This is a genomic window from Mycoavidus sp. SF9855 (genome assembly GCF_024582735.1).
Taxonomy (GTDB): domain Bacteria; phylum Pseudomonadota; class Gammaproteobacteria; order Burkholderiales; family Burkholderiaceae; genus Mycoavidus.
On sequence record NZ_CP102085.1, the window covers coordinates 661,807 to 679,682 of the forward strand.

Genomic DNA, 17,876 nt, shown 5'->3' on the forward strand with positions numbered 1-17,876 from the left:
CGCATAGACTCCCGCTGCTGTTAATACACTTTTGTTTTTTTAGCGCGTAGAGAGTGTTTTAAAATAAAGTTTACAGCAGCGGGGATCCCGCACTCTGCACGCGCTGCTTAACTTTCTGGCCAAGCTGGTAGACGCTTAGCGCATAAAAAAAACTGCGGTTATAGTGTGTGATCACAGCAAAATTGCGTAGGCCCAGTTTATATTCGGTTGGCTGCTTAGGCGTGGGTAAATCGATAATATTAACCAATGTCTTCGACTCAGCCTCTAGGTTGAGAGTTTCATTGAGTAATAGGCCTGCTTTATGAAGTTCGCCTAGCGTTCGGCGAGGTTCAATTTTCCCATCTGCGCCGGCTTGTGCTAGGCCTAGGCTAGCGCTATCAGAGGCAATTTCCCAAATCACCGGCCGGCCAGCTTCCCAGCCGTGTTGGCGCAGATAATTGGCAACACTGCCAATTGCATCAGCAACGCTCGTACTTAAATCGACCTTCTGATCACCATCATAATCAATGGCGTACTGTATAACGCTGCTTGGCATAAATTGCGCAATACCCACGGCTCCGTTATAGGAGCCTAAAATGCGAGTTGGATCAAGACCCGCAGCACGGGTCCAGAGTAGAAAGTCTTCTAAATTTTTGCGAAATAGCGCTGCACGCTTAAACTGATTTGGCCTCGTTGGATAGTCAAAAGTTAAGGTCGTCAGGACATCCAATACAGGGTGACGGCCCATATTACGGCCATAAAAAGTCTCAACGCCAATGATCCCAACAATAATCTCAGGTGGCACACCAAATTCTTGCTGCGCGCGCTGTAAAGTTGCTTGATGAGTGCGCCAGAACTGCACGCCAGCATTAATGCGCTCCGCATTAAGAAACCGTGACTGATAAGTACGCCAATCGCGAGGCGATGCTGCGAGGGGAGGCTGTTCAAGTTTAACAACCGCGGCTGAGTATTTAGCTTGCGTGAAAAGCGCGCGTAGCGCGCTAGGCTCAAAGTGATGGCGTATCACTAGATCACTGATGAAAGTCTCGATAGCTGGATTGTTTTGATAGCGTTTTGAAACGTTTTCTTTTTCGGAATTTTGCTGTGCCGGTGTGCAACCTGCTACGAGCGTACTCCCTACAGCCAATATTCCGACCCCGCTCAGCAACAGGCAGGAGAGAAATATACGGCGAGTAGCAGAAATAGCTAAAATGTGCGTCGCAGTCATCATGAATAAATAAAATAATATGAATTTGGATCAATATATAGCACGAATGTCCTGTTTTCGCTATAACTCGCCTCTTGTTAGGCGTGCTGAGCAGGATGTTGACAAGCGACCTCTCTGAAGACTGCTGAGCAATACACCAACGCAATGCCACTGGCCGCCCATGTCGAGCAATAATTATTTCACGCTCTTTGCAAAAATTACAGATGCAAAACTGTGACAACAGTCGTAACTACATGTGTTAATACGAAGACCGTTAATAAAGCCAGCCACGCCATAAGCATTCTTCATTTGAAACTCTAGCGAGTAGGTGACAGTCCCCGCAAAGTATAGATATACTCCTTGCACGTGCTGGAACGACAGACCAAGAGGCTCGCGTATCATCATCTAGTGCCAATCATGCTCCTAGCGCACTTGACCCTAGCGGAAGCTAGCGGACGAAACATCGAGGCAGGTTTGCCCAAGTGGGCGCTGCGTTGAAACACTTAATAGAAAATAACAGGGGGGACATGATATGTTAGGCAATATCTTTTCGTCATCACGGAGCGCGCTCTCACCACAGAAAACACTAGACCTTGCTAACTGTTATTTAGAGAATGCCCGCAAGGCCAAGGACCTCGAAATAGCTTTAGTGTTATGCGACGACGCGGAAGCCTCGTTATCTCAGATGAAAAGAGCTTTGAGAAAAGCGCATACTCCTGAGACCCTAGCAGATCAAACCCTGCGGACTAAAATCGGTACCGTTTATTTCGAGCACGGCAAAGTGTTAGAAAACTTAGGTCACCCCGATAAGGCGCAGGTCAGCTATAAAAAAGCAGAAAAGTGGGGATATGTCCAGGAGCAAGCCAGGCCGACTGTTTCATCTCGTCCCAGCAGCACGTTTGAGTCGATTAAAGGCGGATTCCATTCTCACCCCGCTTCAGTCACGCCCCAACACGCCTCCACAGCAGATAATAAGGGTAGTCTGGGCCGCAATATCGCCCAGATTCCTGCCCATATTTTTGTGCAGAATGTGTCTGCACCGGTTGAGCGCTATGACTTACCGCAAGCAGATGACCACTTCACCAGCACCCCCCAACTTGTGTACTGCTTGAGCCTGTTACCCAGTGTCTCGTTAGAACATAGATCCCTCAATGAAAAAGAAAGTGACTGGTCACAGGCCCTAGCAAAAGATGAAGTAGAACAAAAAAGGCTCCGTAGCCTGGCAACCAATTTGATTCGGGAATTCATTGAGGATTCACTCCAAGAGGCCACCACCGTAGCCGAAATGGTGTACCTGGCCCCAGTTCTCGAGCAGGAGCACTTTAAAAAGCTCATAGCACAGTGTGTAGATGGCATAAATCAATCAGTCTTGTTGGATTCTCCTTTACTGGAAGGACTGGCTCAACTGATTCAACATACGACTCCTGGTTATTTAACGGAAGATGATTTAGCAAAAATATTAAAACTCTTAGATGCTCGTTTAGAAGATACCCATGGGCAGTCTACGGACTCTATTTATCAATTAACGCGCACGGTATCGCACGTATTGGATGCGATGGCCGATAGCCACGTCACGGGCGTAAAACGCGAAGCCCTCCATGCTCCGCTCTCTGCGTATCTAGAAGGGTTAAAGAGTAGCGATGACCCATATCTTGTCTACCAAGCCGCCTATGCCGCTCAAGCTTTGCTATACGTGCCCAATGATGAAACGCTATTGGACGCGGTGCAACGAATCGGAGGAAAAATATTGGGGGGTGCCGCAGGGATAGTGAGTGCCATCAAAGGCTTTGACCTGAATGGCTTCATAGACGGTTTAAAGAATATTCAAGAGGGAGTAGGCGGGATCGTAATCGCCGCTAAAACCCTCAAGGAAGGCTATGACACGGTGATGTCATTGAAGGAGAGCGGGCAAAGTTTTCTTGAAAGCCTGCAAGAAGGATACAGTTTTGACCGTAAAAGTGCATGGTATCCTGCCTTGCAAGTCGCCGATCAGTTGCTACAAAAAGGGCGGCTCGCAGACTTCAAAGAGTTGGTGTGCGCAGCGCCCTGTCGGCGCGCTTCTGCTTTTCAGTGGGGGGTGTGCGAACGCTTAGCGCAACTGGCTTCTAATCCGCTGTGGGATGGGGGCATACGGCAAAGCGCGTTGGACTTTTTAGGTGCGCTGTATAAAGACGATGCGACGTGGGGGCACCACGCCAACGTCAAGCAATGGATTATTAAGATTCTAATGCACCTAGCCGATTCGTCTGAGCGTACGCTAAAGAGCAAAATTTCCCTTAAAGCCTCGGAAAAGTCGTTTGAGATAGCAGTAGCGGCCAAAACTCTGCTTAAAGCGTTGAAAAAGAGTGAGGATGCTAAGAAACAAAAGCTTTATGAAGACTGTATAAAAGAGGGCAAAGGCCGATGTCCCTATACCCTGAATGTAGGACCACCGCTGCTCGCTTCGCCATCCTTGTTAGACCGCATTCAGAATAAGCCTGACGTCGAGACTGACTTGCGCAAGCTCAAACGTCAGCGCTTAAAAGAACGGAGTGGCGGCGTGTATGTCTCCCCACAAGCTAAGCATAGCCTAAAAGCGCGTGATACAGCACTGTTTGATTTAACCCAAAAGGTCAACGACTTTTTGGATAATAATCAAAAGGTGATGTTGCTCTTAGGCGATTCCGGTGCGGGTAAATCGACCTTTAATCGGGCGCTCGAAACCGCCCTCTGGGACGTCTATGAGACAGCGGAAGACCCGAGCATCCCCCTCTTTATTAACTTACCTGCGATTGACAAGCCAGAACAGGATCTGATCCCCAAACAATTACGCAAGGCAGGCTTTACCGAACCGCAGATTAGAGAGTTAAAGGAGCATCACAAATTTGTCTTGATTTGTGACGGCTATGATGAGAGCCAACAAACCCATAATCTGTATACCAATAACCTGCTAAATCAGCCGGGAGAATGGCAGGCGCAGATGGTGATCAGCTGCCGTAGCGAATATATTGGCCTCGATTATCGGGATCTCTTTCAGCCGACGGACGGCCATCACCAGGATGAATCGACGCTTTTTCAGGAAGCGGTTATCACCCCATTTTCCGAGGGGCAAATTAAAGATTACGTCAGGCAATATGTGTCCGTGATTAGACCGCTCTGGCAGGAGAGTGACTACCTACAGGCACTTAAGGGTATCCCCCATTTACAAGATTTGGTGAAAAATCCCTTTCTTTTAACCCTATCCCTAGAGGTGCTCCCTCGCTTGGTGGATCTAAGAAAAGAGTTTTCTATGGTTCGCTTAAGCCGCGTTGCGCTCTATGACCAGTTCGTGGAGCAATGGCTGGAGCGTGGTAAAAAACGATTAAGCAAAAAAGAATTAACCGGTCCAGAAAAAAAAGCCTTTGAAAGTTTAGCAGATGAAGGGTTTACGCAGAACGGCATCGTTTTTTTGAAAAACTTGTCGGCCGCTATTTATGAGCATCAAGCGGGGCATCCGGTGGTCGAGTATTCGCACTTTAGAGATCAAGAAACGTGGAAAGAGGCCTTTTTTAGCCGAGAAGATGAAAAACACCTGCTGCGTGAAGCCCTGCCGTTAAACCGCAGCGGCAATCAGTATCGATTTATCCATCGGTCGTTACTGGAATACGGAGTGGCCCGCGCGGTGTTTGAACCGCAAAATAAGGAGCACGCAAAGAAAGTTGCCTTTAAGCCAGCTCTGGCCCGTCGAGGCAGCGTGAGTTCCATCTTAAGTTTTGAAAGCCAAACCGCTTCGAAAGAAGCCGCTATAGCCGTTGAGCAGCCGGTGCTCGATTCGCCTTTGGCGAAGAAGAGTTTCGTCGGTGAGCCGTCCGTTCTGCAATTTTTAGTGGAGCGCGTTCAACAAGAGCCTTTGTTCAAGCAACAGTTGCTCGCAGTGATTGAACGTTCAAAAATAGAAAGAACAGACAACCCGCTACGCAACGCAGTGCGTAAGGCCGCGGCCAATGCGATCACGATCTTGGTGAGAGCGGGTGTGCCATTTAATGGCGCGGATTTACGGGGCATCCAGATTCCCGGGGCGGATCTGAGTGAGGGCGAGTTCGATTCTGCGCAGTTGCAAGGGGCCGATTTAAGAAAGGTCAATCTCCGCGCTATCTGGCTGCGCCAAGCGAATTTGAATGGCGCACAGATGACCGGCGTGCAGTTTGGCGAATGGCCTTTTATCCAAGAAGAGGCCGGCGTGCTGGCCTACGCGTATTCACCTGATGGCGATGCTTGTGCCATTGGTCTGAGTAACGGAAACATCAATCTTTATGACACAGCAAGTCAGGCAAAAATCTACGCCTTACGCGGCCATGCCGACGCCGTTAGGAGTGTCGCATATTCATCGCAAGGTGGGCAGTTCGCCTCTGGCAGTCGGGATACTACCGTGCGGCTGTGGGACGTAACAACAGGCACTGTGCGCCACACCTTACGCGGCCATACGGATGAGGTGAATAGCGTAGCTTATTCACCGTCAGGGGATCAACTCGCCTCTGGCAGTTGGGACAATACTGTCAGGTTGTGGGATGTGAAAACGGGTACCTGCCTGCGCACTTTAGACAAACATGATGATAGAGTCTTGAGCGTAGCGTATTCACCGCAAGGTGGGCAGCTCGCCTCAGGGAGTTGGGACGATACCGTCAGGCTGTGGGATGTGAAAACCGGCACTTTGCTCCACACCTTACGCGGACATACTCATGGGATCAATAGCGTAGCATATTCGCCGAAAGGGGATCAACTCGCCTCTGCGAGTGCTGACAGTACAGTGATGCTGTGGAATGTAGAGGGCGGCACTTGGCTTCGCACCTTAAGCGTCGAGGGCCATGCCCTTGTCGTTAATAGTGTAGCGTATTCGCCGCGAGGAGATCAACTCGCCTCAGGGAGTTGGGACAATACCGTCAGGCTGTGGGACGTAGAAACGGGCACTTGCCTACGCATCTTAAGCGGGCATAGTGGTAACGTTACGATCGTAGCCTATACACCGCAAGGGGGATTAATCGCTTCTGGTAGTGCAGATGAAACAGTCCGGTTGTGGGATATAGAAACGGCCGTTTGGCGCTCCATCTCAAACGGCCATACTGATTGGGTTAACAGTGTGGCGTATGCATCCCAAGGGGATCTGATCGCCTCTGGCAGTGATGACGAGACCGTGCGACTGTGGGATAGGGAAACGGGCGCTTTACGCCACACCTTACGTGGACATGCTAAGTGGGTAAATAGCGTAGCGTTTGCACCGCAAGGCGGACAGATCGCCTCTGGCAGCTGGGATAATACCGTGCGGCTGTGGGACGTAGAAACGGATTCTTTGCCTCGCATCTTAAGCGAACATACGGATAGAGTTAGGAGCGTAGCGTATTCACCGCAAGGGGATCAACTCGCCTCTGGAAGTCACGACTGCACCGTGCGGCTGTGGGACGTAAAAACAGGTACTTTGCGCGCTACCTTAAGCGGCCATACGGATAGAGTTATGAGTCTAGCCTATTCACCGCAAGGGGATTTGATCGTCTCTGGCAGTGATGACCGGACCGTACGGCTGTGGGACGTAACTACGGGCACTGTGCGCCACGTCTTACACCAACATACGAGTTGGCTTAGGGGCGTGGCCTATTCACCGCAAGGCAATCAAATCGCTTCTGGCAGTAATGACCAGACCGTGCGGCTGTGGGACGTAGAAACCGGCGCTGTGCTCCACATCTTAAAAGGACATACTAATTGTGTTAGAAGCGTAGCCTATTCACCGCAAGGAGATTTGATCGCCTCTGGCAGCGATGACCATACCGTGCGGCTGTGGGACGTAAAAACGGGCCAGTGTCAGGGGGAGGTTAAATGTTTTACCGGGCCAGTCATGAGTGTCGCTTGGAATGCGAGTATCAATGGGACGTATTTAGTGACCGGCGGTGCCGATCACTCGGTCCGCCGGTGGGAGATAAAAAAAGAGGCGGAAAAAGATAAGGTGATTTTGTGCTGGAGTTCGACACATCACGTGCTTACCGTGACGGATACATCCATCGAAGGTGCACACGGCTTAAGTGGGATAAAAAAGCAACTCTTAAAGCAGCGCGGGGCAATGGGTGAGCCAGCTTTACGCTTCCACCAGACAGCTAGGCAACTAAGCGGCGTGTTATCCGCGGCAGCTAAATTCAAGCAGCTGGCAAAACCTAAAACGTTGGATGCCCCCCTGCAGCTGTCAAACAGCGCCCAAAATTTGCCAGTAAACAGCGCCGAAAAGTTTCCAGTTAAGGCACTAAATGAGAGGGGATATTTCGATGTTTGAAACGGTAAGATTGATTGCCAGTTTCAAGGATGTGGCAATGATGGGTAATCCGGTCCAACAAAGCGGTGGTCATTTTTGGGTCGCCGAAGACCTGTACCCATTCGCTAAATGAGAGATTGGTAGTGATAATTAAAGAGGTTTTCTCATAAAGCTGTCCGATGAGTTGGAATAGCAGTGCGCCACTGGAGGCAGGGAAAGGCAAATAGCCAAGTTCGTCAATGATGAGGGCGTCAATCTGTGTAAGGCGTTTGGCTAGGTTGCCTGTTTTACCGAATTGCTTTTCGTGTTCGAGAGCGTTGACCAATTCGACGCCATTGAAGAAACGGACACGTTTTCCGGCATGAATGGTGGCCACGCCCAGAGCAGTGGCAAGATGAGTTTTGCCGGTTCCACACCCGCCCACGAGAATCAAGTTATGTGCGGTATCGGTGAAGTCGGCACTGGCGAGTTGCTCGATGACGGCTTGTGACAGAGGCGTTTCTTGCCAATTGAAACTGAGTAAATCTCGATGGATAGGAAAGCGCGCGGCTTTAAGCTGATAGCGTAAACGGCGTAATGCTCGATCCGTCTGCTCAGCGGCGATCAGGCGTTCTATCCAAATTTCAGGGCGGTTAACGAGCTTTGGCTTTTCGGCTTGTAATTCGCTCCAGGCGGTGGCCATGCCATGCAGTTGCAATGCCGTGAGAGTGGCGTGGATGTCAGTGGGCATGGGTTTCTCCGAGCAGGTGGTCATAGCGCTGGCAATCTGCTAGGGGTTCTAGCGTCAAGGCGATACCATCGGGCCATTCAAGCGGAGTGGGCGGGCTTGGGTCGGTCAGTCTGCGCATTTCGTTCATAATTACGGGGGCCGTCACTGTACCCGCTTCCAAAGCACATTCACACGCCACGGTTAAGGCATCCAGGCCAACTTTCTCAGCCAACAGGAGCAGTTCTACAAAGGCACGATCCCCCTGAGGGCGCTTCAGAAGGCATTTCCGTACCGCTTGAATGGGAAGCGGTAAATCCCACTCAACAAAAGGCGCACCATTGCGTAAGGCACCGGGTTTCTTCTCTAGCACAGGCAGATAATGCCAAGGATCGCAGATGAGTTGGTCACGCCCAAAGACTCGCTGGTGAGTCGCAACGACCTGAGCCTGGGCCACTACCTGGATTTGGTTGGCGCTCATACGTACGGACACGGCTTGTCCCGCAAAGCGGGCCGGCACGCTATAACGATTTCTATCCACGCACACCAAGCTGGTATTTGAGACTCGCATCATCCGTTCAACGTAACCGTCAAACGGGGCGACGATCGGGCGTAACAAGCGTTGTTCTTCTTGGAAACATTCGTTGATAGTGCGTCCACTATGACAGGGGTGTTTGCGTTGAGCGAGTTCTCGGCAGCGTATAGCCAGCCAGTCATTGAGTTCGACCAGATTAGCAAAGCGCACAAGCGGCGTGAATAGCCATTCTCGTACGTTGCCCACCTGATTCTCAATTTGCCCTTTCTCCCAGCCTGCTGCTGGCGTACAGGCGACCGGCTCGAATAAGTAATGATTGGCTAGAGTCAGGAAACGCCGATTAAATTGACGCTCCTTACCGACTAAGATGGTGTCCACCACCGTCTTGAGATTATCGTAGATGATTCGGTTGGGCACACCACCTAGAAAAGCAAAAGCCCGCCTATGTGCATCGAATACCATCTCTTGGGTTTCACGCAGATAAGCTACAACAAATAGCTGACGGCTATATGCGAGCCGAAAATGGGCCACCTTGATCGTTTGCCCAACGCCCCCTAATTCGACATGCTCATGGCTCCAATCAAATTGGCAAGCGTCAGCAGGCTCAAATACGAGCGGCACAAAAACCTGTGTGACTCGTGGCCCTTGAGCCTTCAGTTTCCAATCCTTAACAAAGCGTTGCACGCTGTCATAAGCACCCTGGTACCCCACTTCCTGTAACCCTTCAAACAATCTACGGGCGGTACGACGACGGCTACGGGGAAACTTTGCTTCTTTTTCTAACCATTGCTCTAGTTTCCCTTCATAAGCCCCCAATTGGGGGCGCATCGGCTGTGCTCGCTCATATTTGGGCTCCTCTACCGTCTCCACATGTTTGCGCACTGTCGGGCGCGATAGACCCATCTCTCGCGCTATCGCGCTGATGCTCTGCTTTTGTACTTTGTATCGACGTCTTATCTCGTAAATCATATCCATGTAAAACACTCCAGTTACCCCGGCAAATTCGCCGGATCATTGCATAAATAGGCTGGAAACTTTTGGACGCTGTTTCCCCTCCTAAACTGGAAAGTTTTGCACGCTGTTTAACAGTTGTACTTCACCAGTATTACTACAAGAGGCAATAAATTTCCCGTCAGTAGAAAATGCAATCATGCTCATAATTTTCTCTTTTGAGAATAATTAAAATTTGTTAATTCTCAATTAAATTATCTAGACAATTTAAGAAGAAATTTGAAATACTTTGGATTGGTATAGTTGGGGGCTTCGAGTTGGGTTGGTCCGATTCTATACTGTGCGATCAGCACCTACCGGACCTGTCATTGAGTGTAGCAAAGGATATACCAGCATTTAGCTTGCTGAGATCACAAAAAACCATGTCCACAATGCTAGCGTCTGCTTGCAGTGGCGCGAACAGGCGCTTGGATTAAGAGCATTCTATAAGCAGTTGCAGCAAAATCAGTAATACACCATAGCAGAGGATCAGCGACTCTAGCTTAGCATCTCATAAAAAAAGATGTCATTAAATTTGATTATGATATCAAACATTCAAAATGGACACTGCCTAACCTAGGTGCTTGGGGGCACTTTGCATTCCGTTGATCCCCAATGGCTGTTAATCACAAATCTTTGAGGCACAAATCAAATAGTTGTCTTTTTAAAAAGGAAAATTCCTCATTTTCCTTTTTCAAAGGGTATCCATCTTTATGAAGAGTGAGATCATTTAATGATCCCATACCTCTATATAGTGACAGGATTTCTCGCTTGGTTTCATTGGGTTTATCGAGAAGCTCATAACTGAATGGCTCGATGATCCCTTCCCAGTCTTTAGCATCACTTAATTTAATCAAGTCTAACATTTTGATTAAAGTCAATTTTATGTTTTCAGTTTGAGTCATTTTAGTGGTCTCACATCAAGTATTTTTATACCATCAATCATCGAAGCATCTGGCACAATGATCTGCTGGGCTCCACCAATATAAAAGCTTCCTTGCGAACTAACTTCACCTACATAAACCTTGGTTCCCGCTGGTACCTTAACCGTTATTAATGAATCAATAGGCGAAGCCTTACCGTTTGGCCACGTAGGTAGAATGGCTTTATCAATTCGGCTTTGAATAACACCATTTGAAGCTTGTTGGCTAAAAAAATCTCCAAATGGGCGACTAGCAATCCCCGCTCGATAAAGGACAGTGTCCTGTTTCAATAAAACTTCAGTATATCGACCGCCAGAAAAAGTTCCTGCCAAATCTCCTGTCAACGGACCTAGCTTGATCGCTGAATATTGGCCTAGTGTTTTCCCAAGTTCTGTACTTTTTACCAGAATATTTAGCTGGCCCAAATCCTCTATAGTTTTACGGCCCAAGCGAATTCCGGTCTTGCCCAGCATCCCACCTACTTTTACTACCCCCACTGCACCCATAATTGTCGAACCGGCTTCAAAAAGCAAATTCCCCATATCCCGGCCTGCTTGTAGAGTGAGTGTACTTCCCCCTACTTCTCCCGCCTTTTCTATTCGAGCAATCTTTTCTTTTATTCCTTTAACGACTACTTCACCTAATTGCTGCAATAGTTCTTTATCAGTTATCAGGGTTTTCACCGCTTTCAATCCTGCGATTGGGTCCTGTATTAATTCAACTAAGCCTTCGGCAAGGTACATACCCGCTTCAGTTAAACCCGCTCCTACACCAATCAGAGTCTCTATATTTTGAGTCTCAGATATATTTGTCCACGCTTCTTCTTTTTGCTGGCTACACATCGTATCTTGACCACATGCATCCACTTCCTTTTGTTTCTGGATCCTTTGTTCGCTCGCCAGCCAGTTGTTTTCTATCGCTATACTTGCGCTTGTTAGCGCTGAGGATGGATCCTGGCCAACGGCTGCAGCAATACCCGTGACTAAACCCGCCAATAGATTGCGTTTCGCTTCTTGCTCTTGTTGCGTTGCATCAGAATCTGTTTTGAATAAGTTCGTCAATAAACTGGACGTGGCTCCTCCTATCGCGCTAGCACTTACGCTTTGATTGCTAGCGACTGCTCCGCCAGCTGCCACTAAGGCATGTAGTGTCGCATGCGCTGCACAGCCTTCTTCTAGAGCCTTAGCTTGCACCAACTTGCCGATATAGCTTGCGCCTTGCTGCTGGATTAAGTTCACCACGCCGCTTTGCACGAACTGTGCAGTTGTCCCCGTTACATTGCCAGAGGCTGCCGCTGTTAACGCAGTCAATATCCGCCGGTTGAGACCACCTGGGCCCCACTTATCATTCAACGCTTTCGCTTGCACACGCAACTCAGCGGCGTCTTCCTTTAACTGCCGCCGCCGCTCCTCCGGGATCAACGCGTTTTCATTGGCGAGCGTCTCTTTATTTTTAGCTTGCTGAATTTTATGATCCGCATCTTTGGCTCTATGTTGAATGAACGTATTCACTTCCCGGCCCAAGGCCTGCACGATTTCAAAGCCCGCTTCAATCTCCGCTTGATTAAAAATGGGTGCGAGCGCCGAATGATTGAGCGCTGGATCACGGCTTAGGCTGGCGAGGGTGTCCTCTGAACTTTGCCCTGTTAACGCCTTGTGCCGGGTTTCATCCGTAATCACGATCTGAGCGCCACTGATAGTGCTCTTTGTCGTAGACGATGCGGTGCCTGAAGCACTCATTGCAATGGGTATCGAGGGGCTGATACCTTTCCGACTCGCCAGTTGATTGCCGCTATGCGCAGGCGTGACGGCTTCGCCAGACTGGCTCGAGCCAACGTTTTTTCCGCTTGAGCTATACCCTATGCCTAAGCTGATGCTGTGTGCATCGTACTTAGCCTGATTGGTAATGTCATTGGCAACCAGAGTCGCCGTTACAAATTGATTCTTACCTTCTGCGATTGCTCGATCTGTACTTGCAATCACCCCGCCAACCAGCTTTGTATCGCCTTTGACTTTAATCTGGAAGCCTCCGTCACCGGCTTGTATGCCTGTTTGCTCCGCTACGCTCCGATAAGTACTGTCTATCTTCTGTTGCGAGAAGTTAATGCTGACTGCAGAAGTGGGTCCTACCGTGGCACTGCCACTGATACTGTGATAGTGGCTTTTATAGTTATTTGTGTTCTGCACGCTTTCAACCTCAAGATCACCCTCGATTCTGGCTTCGACTTGCTGGCCGGAGAGTTGAGCGCCTTTTAAGTGGACATCGCTTTGCGCGTTTAACATCAGTTTATGACCAGCTTTGATCTGCGCGTGCGTATGGGTGACTTCAATGCCATCTGTGTGGCCACGCCCAAGACTGATTGTGGCGCATGCACCCATTGAGTTATGGGTGCCGAATGTGGCTGCCATTCCTACTGCACTACTCTGGTTATGGCGCTCACTGTGCTGGCTAAACGTGTTAAGCGCTGCTTCAACGCTCAGTGGACCTTCTATATTGAGCTCGACATCGTGCTTGGCTTCAATCTGAGAGCCGATGACAGCGAGGGTTGACTCTTCACCTAAACCCTTCATATCCAAGCGCACAGTGCCGCCCGCCTTGATCGCACTGCCCAACGCGGTGGTGCTCAGTTGGGTTTGCTGGAACTCCTGATGACTTTCACCTATCATCGCGCTGACGGTAACGCCACCCGCGGCTTTTGGATCTGCTTGGATCGCATCGTAGGCGTTTTTAGCCGCGAGCGCGCCAGCGCCAGCGGCTAAAGCGTGCATGCGTGGATCACTCACTTGCGTGCTGGCTGCAAGCATTTGCTGGCCTGTTTGCGCAGCAGCAATCACGGGTGCGCTGACTGAGACGGTCAAGCCGGATTGATGCCATTCGTTATGCTGCCAGCGTCGGCCTTGTTCATAGACCGGAACGACGGTGCCTTTAAGTGCTTTCCCCTCGATATTGCCCTCAGGCGCTACCAGCTGGCTGCCGCTTTGGTGATATTCGCGGCCGGCGATGGCCTGGATGTAACCCGAGACACTGCCAATAACGGTGCCTATATGCGGAGTGTTTTCGCCTTCAAATTTATCTTTTTGTTGGCGCTCGCCAATGGTAAAACCCAAACTACCGCTGTCCAATAAGCCGGAGCGCTCTTTGACTGAGTAATGGCTCGCTTTCTCAATCTGCTGGGCAGCGTTTAGGTTGATGTCATTGTCAGCGTACAAACCCACAGCGTGTGTGCCAATGATATTTGAGCCTGTGGCACTGAGATCATGCCCGGCCTCCATTTTGACGGTATCGCCTGAGAAGGTACTGCCCAATGCTTGTTTTCTATGCAGTTTGTTTTGCGTTAATTCACTCGAAGAAGAGAATACATTGCTCGATTCAGAATAGTGAGATTCGGCAAAATCGAGTTCTTCATGGGCTGCCGCCACGTTAATATCCCGATCAGCTTTGACAGAAAGTGCTTCTCCGACATTCACATGAGCGCCAACCGCATGAATATCTCGACCTGCCTTGAGTTCAAGTGTTCCACCGGTTTGAATGAGAGAGCCTATTTCTGTTTTTGTGCTTACGCTTAACCCATTACGCGCATCCCATGTCAACTGGTGCTGAGCGCCTACCGTGGCTGTGCCTAACGTTAGGTCACCTCTGGCTTCTAAGCTAGCATTTTCATCCACCTTGATTTGAGTCGCCGCCAGATGAATGTCCGATTCGGCATACGCTTCTAACTGCTCGGCTTGGACCTGGGTGATGCCATCTAGCGCCGTCTGGCTACCACTGGCGGCATGAGTCGTTTGGGTTTGGCTCTGGAGATGGATATCATGGCCGGCTTTTAGAGTCATTTTTTTGACGGCAATCAACTGGCCAGCACGGCTATCGATATCATCGTTAGCCTCCATCGATAGGGTGTCCAGGCTGACGATTGCGCCGCGCTGGTTATCAATATGGCGTGCATTGAGATTCACCTTACCGCGGCTGATCATCGTGCCAGCATTTTTTAGGGGATGATCGCTATGCAGTTCAATGGCGTTAGCTGAAATCAGCGAGCCGCTCAGAGGGACCGGGCTGGCGTCGTTTTTAGCCAGATAGAGTTTGGGCATCATGACCGTGTGCTCTGAGCCATTGGGCAATTTGATGCTTTGATTCACCAGCCAGACTGGGCTCGCGGTTAAAGCGGCAATTTGCTGTGGCGTGGGCTCTATGCCGAGCGTCAGATTATGCTGCTTGGCCCAGTTTGCGCCTCTATGCATTAACGCTTTGAATTCAGTAATCGGGTTTCGATAGCCGGATAGATAGTAGTGACCCGTCAAACCGATAATCTGATCACGAATCAGTTGCTGTTCATAAAAGCCATCCCCTAAGCGCTTGGGTACGCGTTGGGGGTCAAGATTAAGTAAATTCAGCAAGAAATTGCTAGAAACGGTATCGCTGTTGCGCGTAAAACGGGAATCGGTTTGAATCAGATAGGGTTGATTAGGATCGAGGTTAAGGCGTTGTAAGCCACTATTTAAGAAAGGGCTGCTTGTTAGGGCAGAGGTGCTCGGCACTAGCGCAGTTGAGGGCGCTTGATGGTCAACCGCGGTGTGTTGTTGATAGACGGCTACATTCAGATTGTGGTGTTCTATCACCGGAGCTGGATGGTAGGGTACGTGCCCGCTCCAATCACGACTCCAGCCCCGACTGAACATGCCACCATGCCAGTCTCTGTCTGACCATTGCGATGTTCCCTGATCGGTCGTGACACGCTGACCGTTGGCATCACGGTTATCAATCTGAGCTGGTCCACCCTCGAGGTCGCTGAGCGCTCCCCCTGCAATAATTCGGCTTTTATCATTAATGACCACTCCCGATAAGCGGATCGCGCCACCCGCTTGAATTTTACCGGGTTCGCTGTGCGTGACCACGGTCGTTGACACACGACGGGTGAAGTTATAGTTAGTAAAACAAAACACTTCTGCACCGGAGTGGTGCACATGGTAAAGGCCCCCTACGTCACCACGCCATCCAATTTGAGATCCATCGTAGCGTTGGTTGGTATGGTGATCCTGACATTCGTGTATATCTCGCTGTTCGATGATCTGTTCTTTGGTCTTGAACTTCTCGTTTGCATTGAGCAACGTTTCTGAATTGATCACAAGGTCGCCTAGCGCATCTATCGTTGATCCATAATTGAAGACATGCTCACTGGTGCCCTTTACTTTGAGTTGAGTATCAAGCTGACCGCCAATAGCCAGATTACCGCCGCTATAGAGCACACTTTGTTCGAAATTGTTAACGCACTTAGCACCGATCTCGAGGCTGTTTTGTGCGAAGATCACGGCATTCTTATTGATCAAGCCATCCTGCGTGCTTATTGAAATCGTATTGCCAGTAATCAAATACTCGGGGGTTTTAAACGGATTCGCCTGAAGAGACTCTTGTATCGACCTGAATAGGTCATGACTTAATTTAGCCAATGCGCTCAATAGAGCCTTTTTAGGCCCTTCAGCTATTTCAGACTCTTCAAGCTCTTCAAGCCATTGACTTATACCGTTGCTTATCCCTCCAGCCTCGATCCAGACGTGATCCCTACCGTGCAAAGCGCCTTGGTTGTCCAGAAGGATGGCCGCTTTTATTTTGAGCGATTGGTCCGAAAAAAATGTCCCCCCCTCATCATTTGATATTTGAGGAGCGGTGACGGTAACAGAGCCTTTACCACTGATTGAACCTGCCCCTTTTATTCCTCCGGCATTGCCGTTCACCATTGAGGCGCGAGCCACAATTTCGATCTGTCCTGTGTCATTATGAAGCAGTCGACCCGACGTATTGTCAATCGTGTCTGTCTGCAGATCCAATACGCTTTGGCCCCCGCTAACTTCTATATGGCCACACGTATTGTTGAGTGTTTGACTCCTAAGAATAAAATCTGAGCTCGTTGTCATTTGCCCATTTTGGTTGTCCAAATGATCGGCTTGAATTGAGAGCTTTTTTCTTGACTCAATCGTAGAAGACGTGGTGTTGGTTAGTTTCTGTGCTGAACTGTCTACTTTGCGCTGGGTATTTAGAGAACCCCCTATCGTGAGTTCGCCATCGCTGTGCATTAACCCATGCTCTTGATTGTGTAGAGTCTGAGCGCCAATCGTAAGCTGACGGCGTGCCATGATCACCCCAGCTTGATGTTCCTCTGTATCTTCTAGACCATCATTGATTAAGCTCTGCGCACCGATGGTTACCGTGCTGCCTTGAATCACACCTTGGTTTTTGAGTTGCTCTTGGGTATTCAGTGTCAGAATTCGCCCGTCGATCAAGGCGTTTGCTTTATTCTTTAGGGTTTTCGCCTCCAGCGAAATATCGCGCTGAGCACGGAGTGTGCCGGCATTGTCTAAGCGATCAACTTCAAGTGTTACATCACCGCTTGATTGAATCTGATGACTCGAGTTGTATAAGAGAGCCGCTTTAATTCTTAAGTGTTCATGAGCGCGTACTTTGGCGTTCTTTGTGAATTTTAGCCACCCCGCGCTGACCTGGTTTAATTTGGACAGATTTTGCCCACTCTGGATGCTCGCGGCTGGCTGAGTGGCAATCACCGGGACGCCTAGCTTTGTGTAATTGACTTGATGCTTGCCAGTGCTAATGTTGATTGTATTCGCCTGCAACTCTCCATCTATTTTGATGGAATAGGCGATGAGATCAATTTGGTCAAACTGCTTAAGCTTTGCAACACTGTTGATGGTAATTTGCCCTTTTTTGCTCACGAGAAATGCATCAAGGTTGCCGTTGCTGCCTACCATAGGCTCACCCGCTGCAAATATAATGCGACTGGTATTGAGGAAATTGCATCCCCATAAATGAATGCCATTAGCATTGGAAAAGGCCAATTGGGCTGGTTGTCCTGCGATTTTTACGATGCCCTCGAGTTTGGATGGCCTGTACCCTATGGTTTTATGCAAGATCATCCGCGCAGCAGGGCCATTCTGTAGGACTATGCCTGAGGAGGTAACATCGAGCTCTTGATACGAGTTATACGAGATACCCGCTGAATTGGGAGGGGCAATATCGACAGTAGGGGGATGCGCCGCCGTATGAGCATCCGTTGTGGTTTGCCTCTGTTCGTCGGACGAAGTGGACGCTGTGGGAATCTGTTGAGCCGATATCGCGTTAACTACTTTCAACATCATTAATACCCCCATTCAGAACTGGCAAACCCGTTTGAATGCTGCTCTGAATCAGTAATTTAACCAAATACGGGCAATGCCCGCGGCGGAACATCAAAAGCTATGAATATCTAAGAGGAATTAAACCCAAGGGGGTCATGC

At 49.4% G+C, this 17,876-nt stretch carries 6 protein-coding genes; 1 reads left to right on the plus strand and 5 read right to left on the minus strand.

The features are described 5' to 3' along the window. Positions 1-70 precede the first annotated feature (70 nt). Entirely contained in the window at positions 71-1,210 is a 1,140-nt protein-coding gene (gene mltB / locus NQD60_RS02855) for a lytic murein transglycosylase B (protein ID WP_257100981.1), read from the minus strand. A 508-nt stretch (positions 1,211-1,718) separates the two neighbouring features. Between mltB and NQD60_RS02860 the strand changes: the two genes are divergently transcribed. Beyond that, entirely contained in the window at positions 1,719-7,460 is a 5,742-nt protein-coding gene (locus NQD60_RS02860; protein ID WP_257100982.1) for a pentapeptide repeat-containing protein, read from the plus strand. Here the strand turns inward: NQD60_RS02860 and istB are convergent. The 4 genes from istB to NQD60_RS02880 all read right to left on the minus strand — a co-directional run bounded on the left by istB (position 7,423) and on the right by NQD60_RS02880 (position 17,738). After that, positions 7,423-8,169 carry an IS21-like element helper ATPase IstB gene (gene istB, locus NQD60_RS02865; RefSeq protein ID WP_257100983.1) on the minus strand — a complete coding sequence of 249 codons (747 nt, stop codon included), beginning with the start codon at positions 8,167-8,169 and terminating at the stop codon, positions 7,423-7,425. The genes NQD60_RS02860 and istB overlap by 38 nt on opposite strands. Further along, positions 8,159-9,664, minus strand: coding sequence for an IS21 family transposase (gene istA, locus NQD60_RS02870; RefSeq protein ID WP_257100984.1), 1,506 nt, complete (start codon positions 9,662-9,664; stop codon positions 8,159-8,161). Before istA ends, istB begins: the two co-directional genes overlap by 11 nt. Before the next feature lie 632 nt (positions 9,665-10,296). After that, positions 10,297-10,575, minus strand: a complete 279-nt coding sequence (locus NQD60_RS02875; protein WP_257100985.1) for a hypothetical protein — start codon at positions 10,573-10,575, stop codon at positions 10,297-10,299. Continuing rightward, the gene (locus NQD60_RS02880) at positions 10,572-17,738 is read right to left on the minus strand and encodes a hemagglutinin repeat-containing protein (RefSeq protein ID WP_257100986.1); all 7,167 of its coding nucleotides are present in this window, start codon (positions 17,736-17,738) and stop codon (positions 10,572-10,574) included. Before NQD60_RS02880 ends, NQD60_RS02875 begins: the two co-directional genes overlap by 4 nt. Positions 17,739-17,876: the final 138 nt, after the last annotated feature.

What these genes read in the sequence shown, in the direction of transcription:
- NQD60_RS02875 (WP_257100985.1), bottom strand. Translation starts at nt 10,575, where the DNA reads ATGACTCAAACTGAAAACATAAAATTGACTTTAATCAAAATGTTAGAC.
- NQD60_RS02860 (WP_257100982.1), top strand. Translation starts at nt 1,719, where the DNA reads ATGTTAGGCAATATCTTTTCGTCATCACGGAGCGCGCTCTCACCACAG.
- NQD60_RS02880 (WP_257100986.1), bottom strand. Translation starts at nt 17,738, where the DNA reads ATGATGTTGAAAGTAGTTAACGCGATATCGGCTCAACAGATTCCCACA.
- mltB (WP_257100981.1), bottom strand. Translation starts at nt 1,210, where the DNA reads ATGATGACTGCGACGCACATTTTAGCTATTTCTGCTACTCGCCGTATA.
- istB (WP_257100983.1), bottom strand. Translation starts at nt 8,169, where the DNA reads ATGCCCACTGACATCCACGCCACTCTCACGGCATTGCAACTGCATGGC.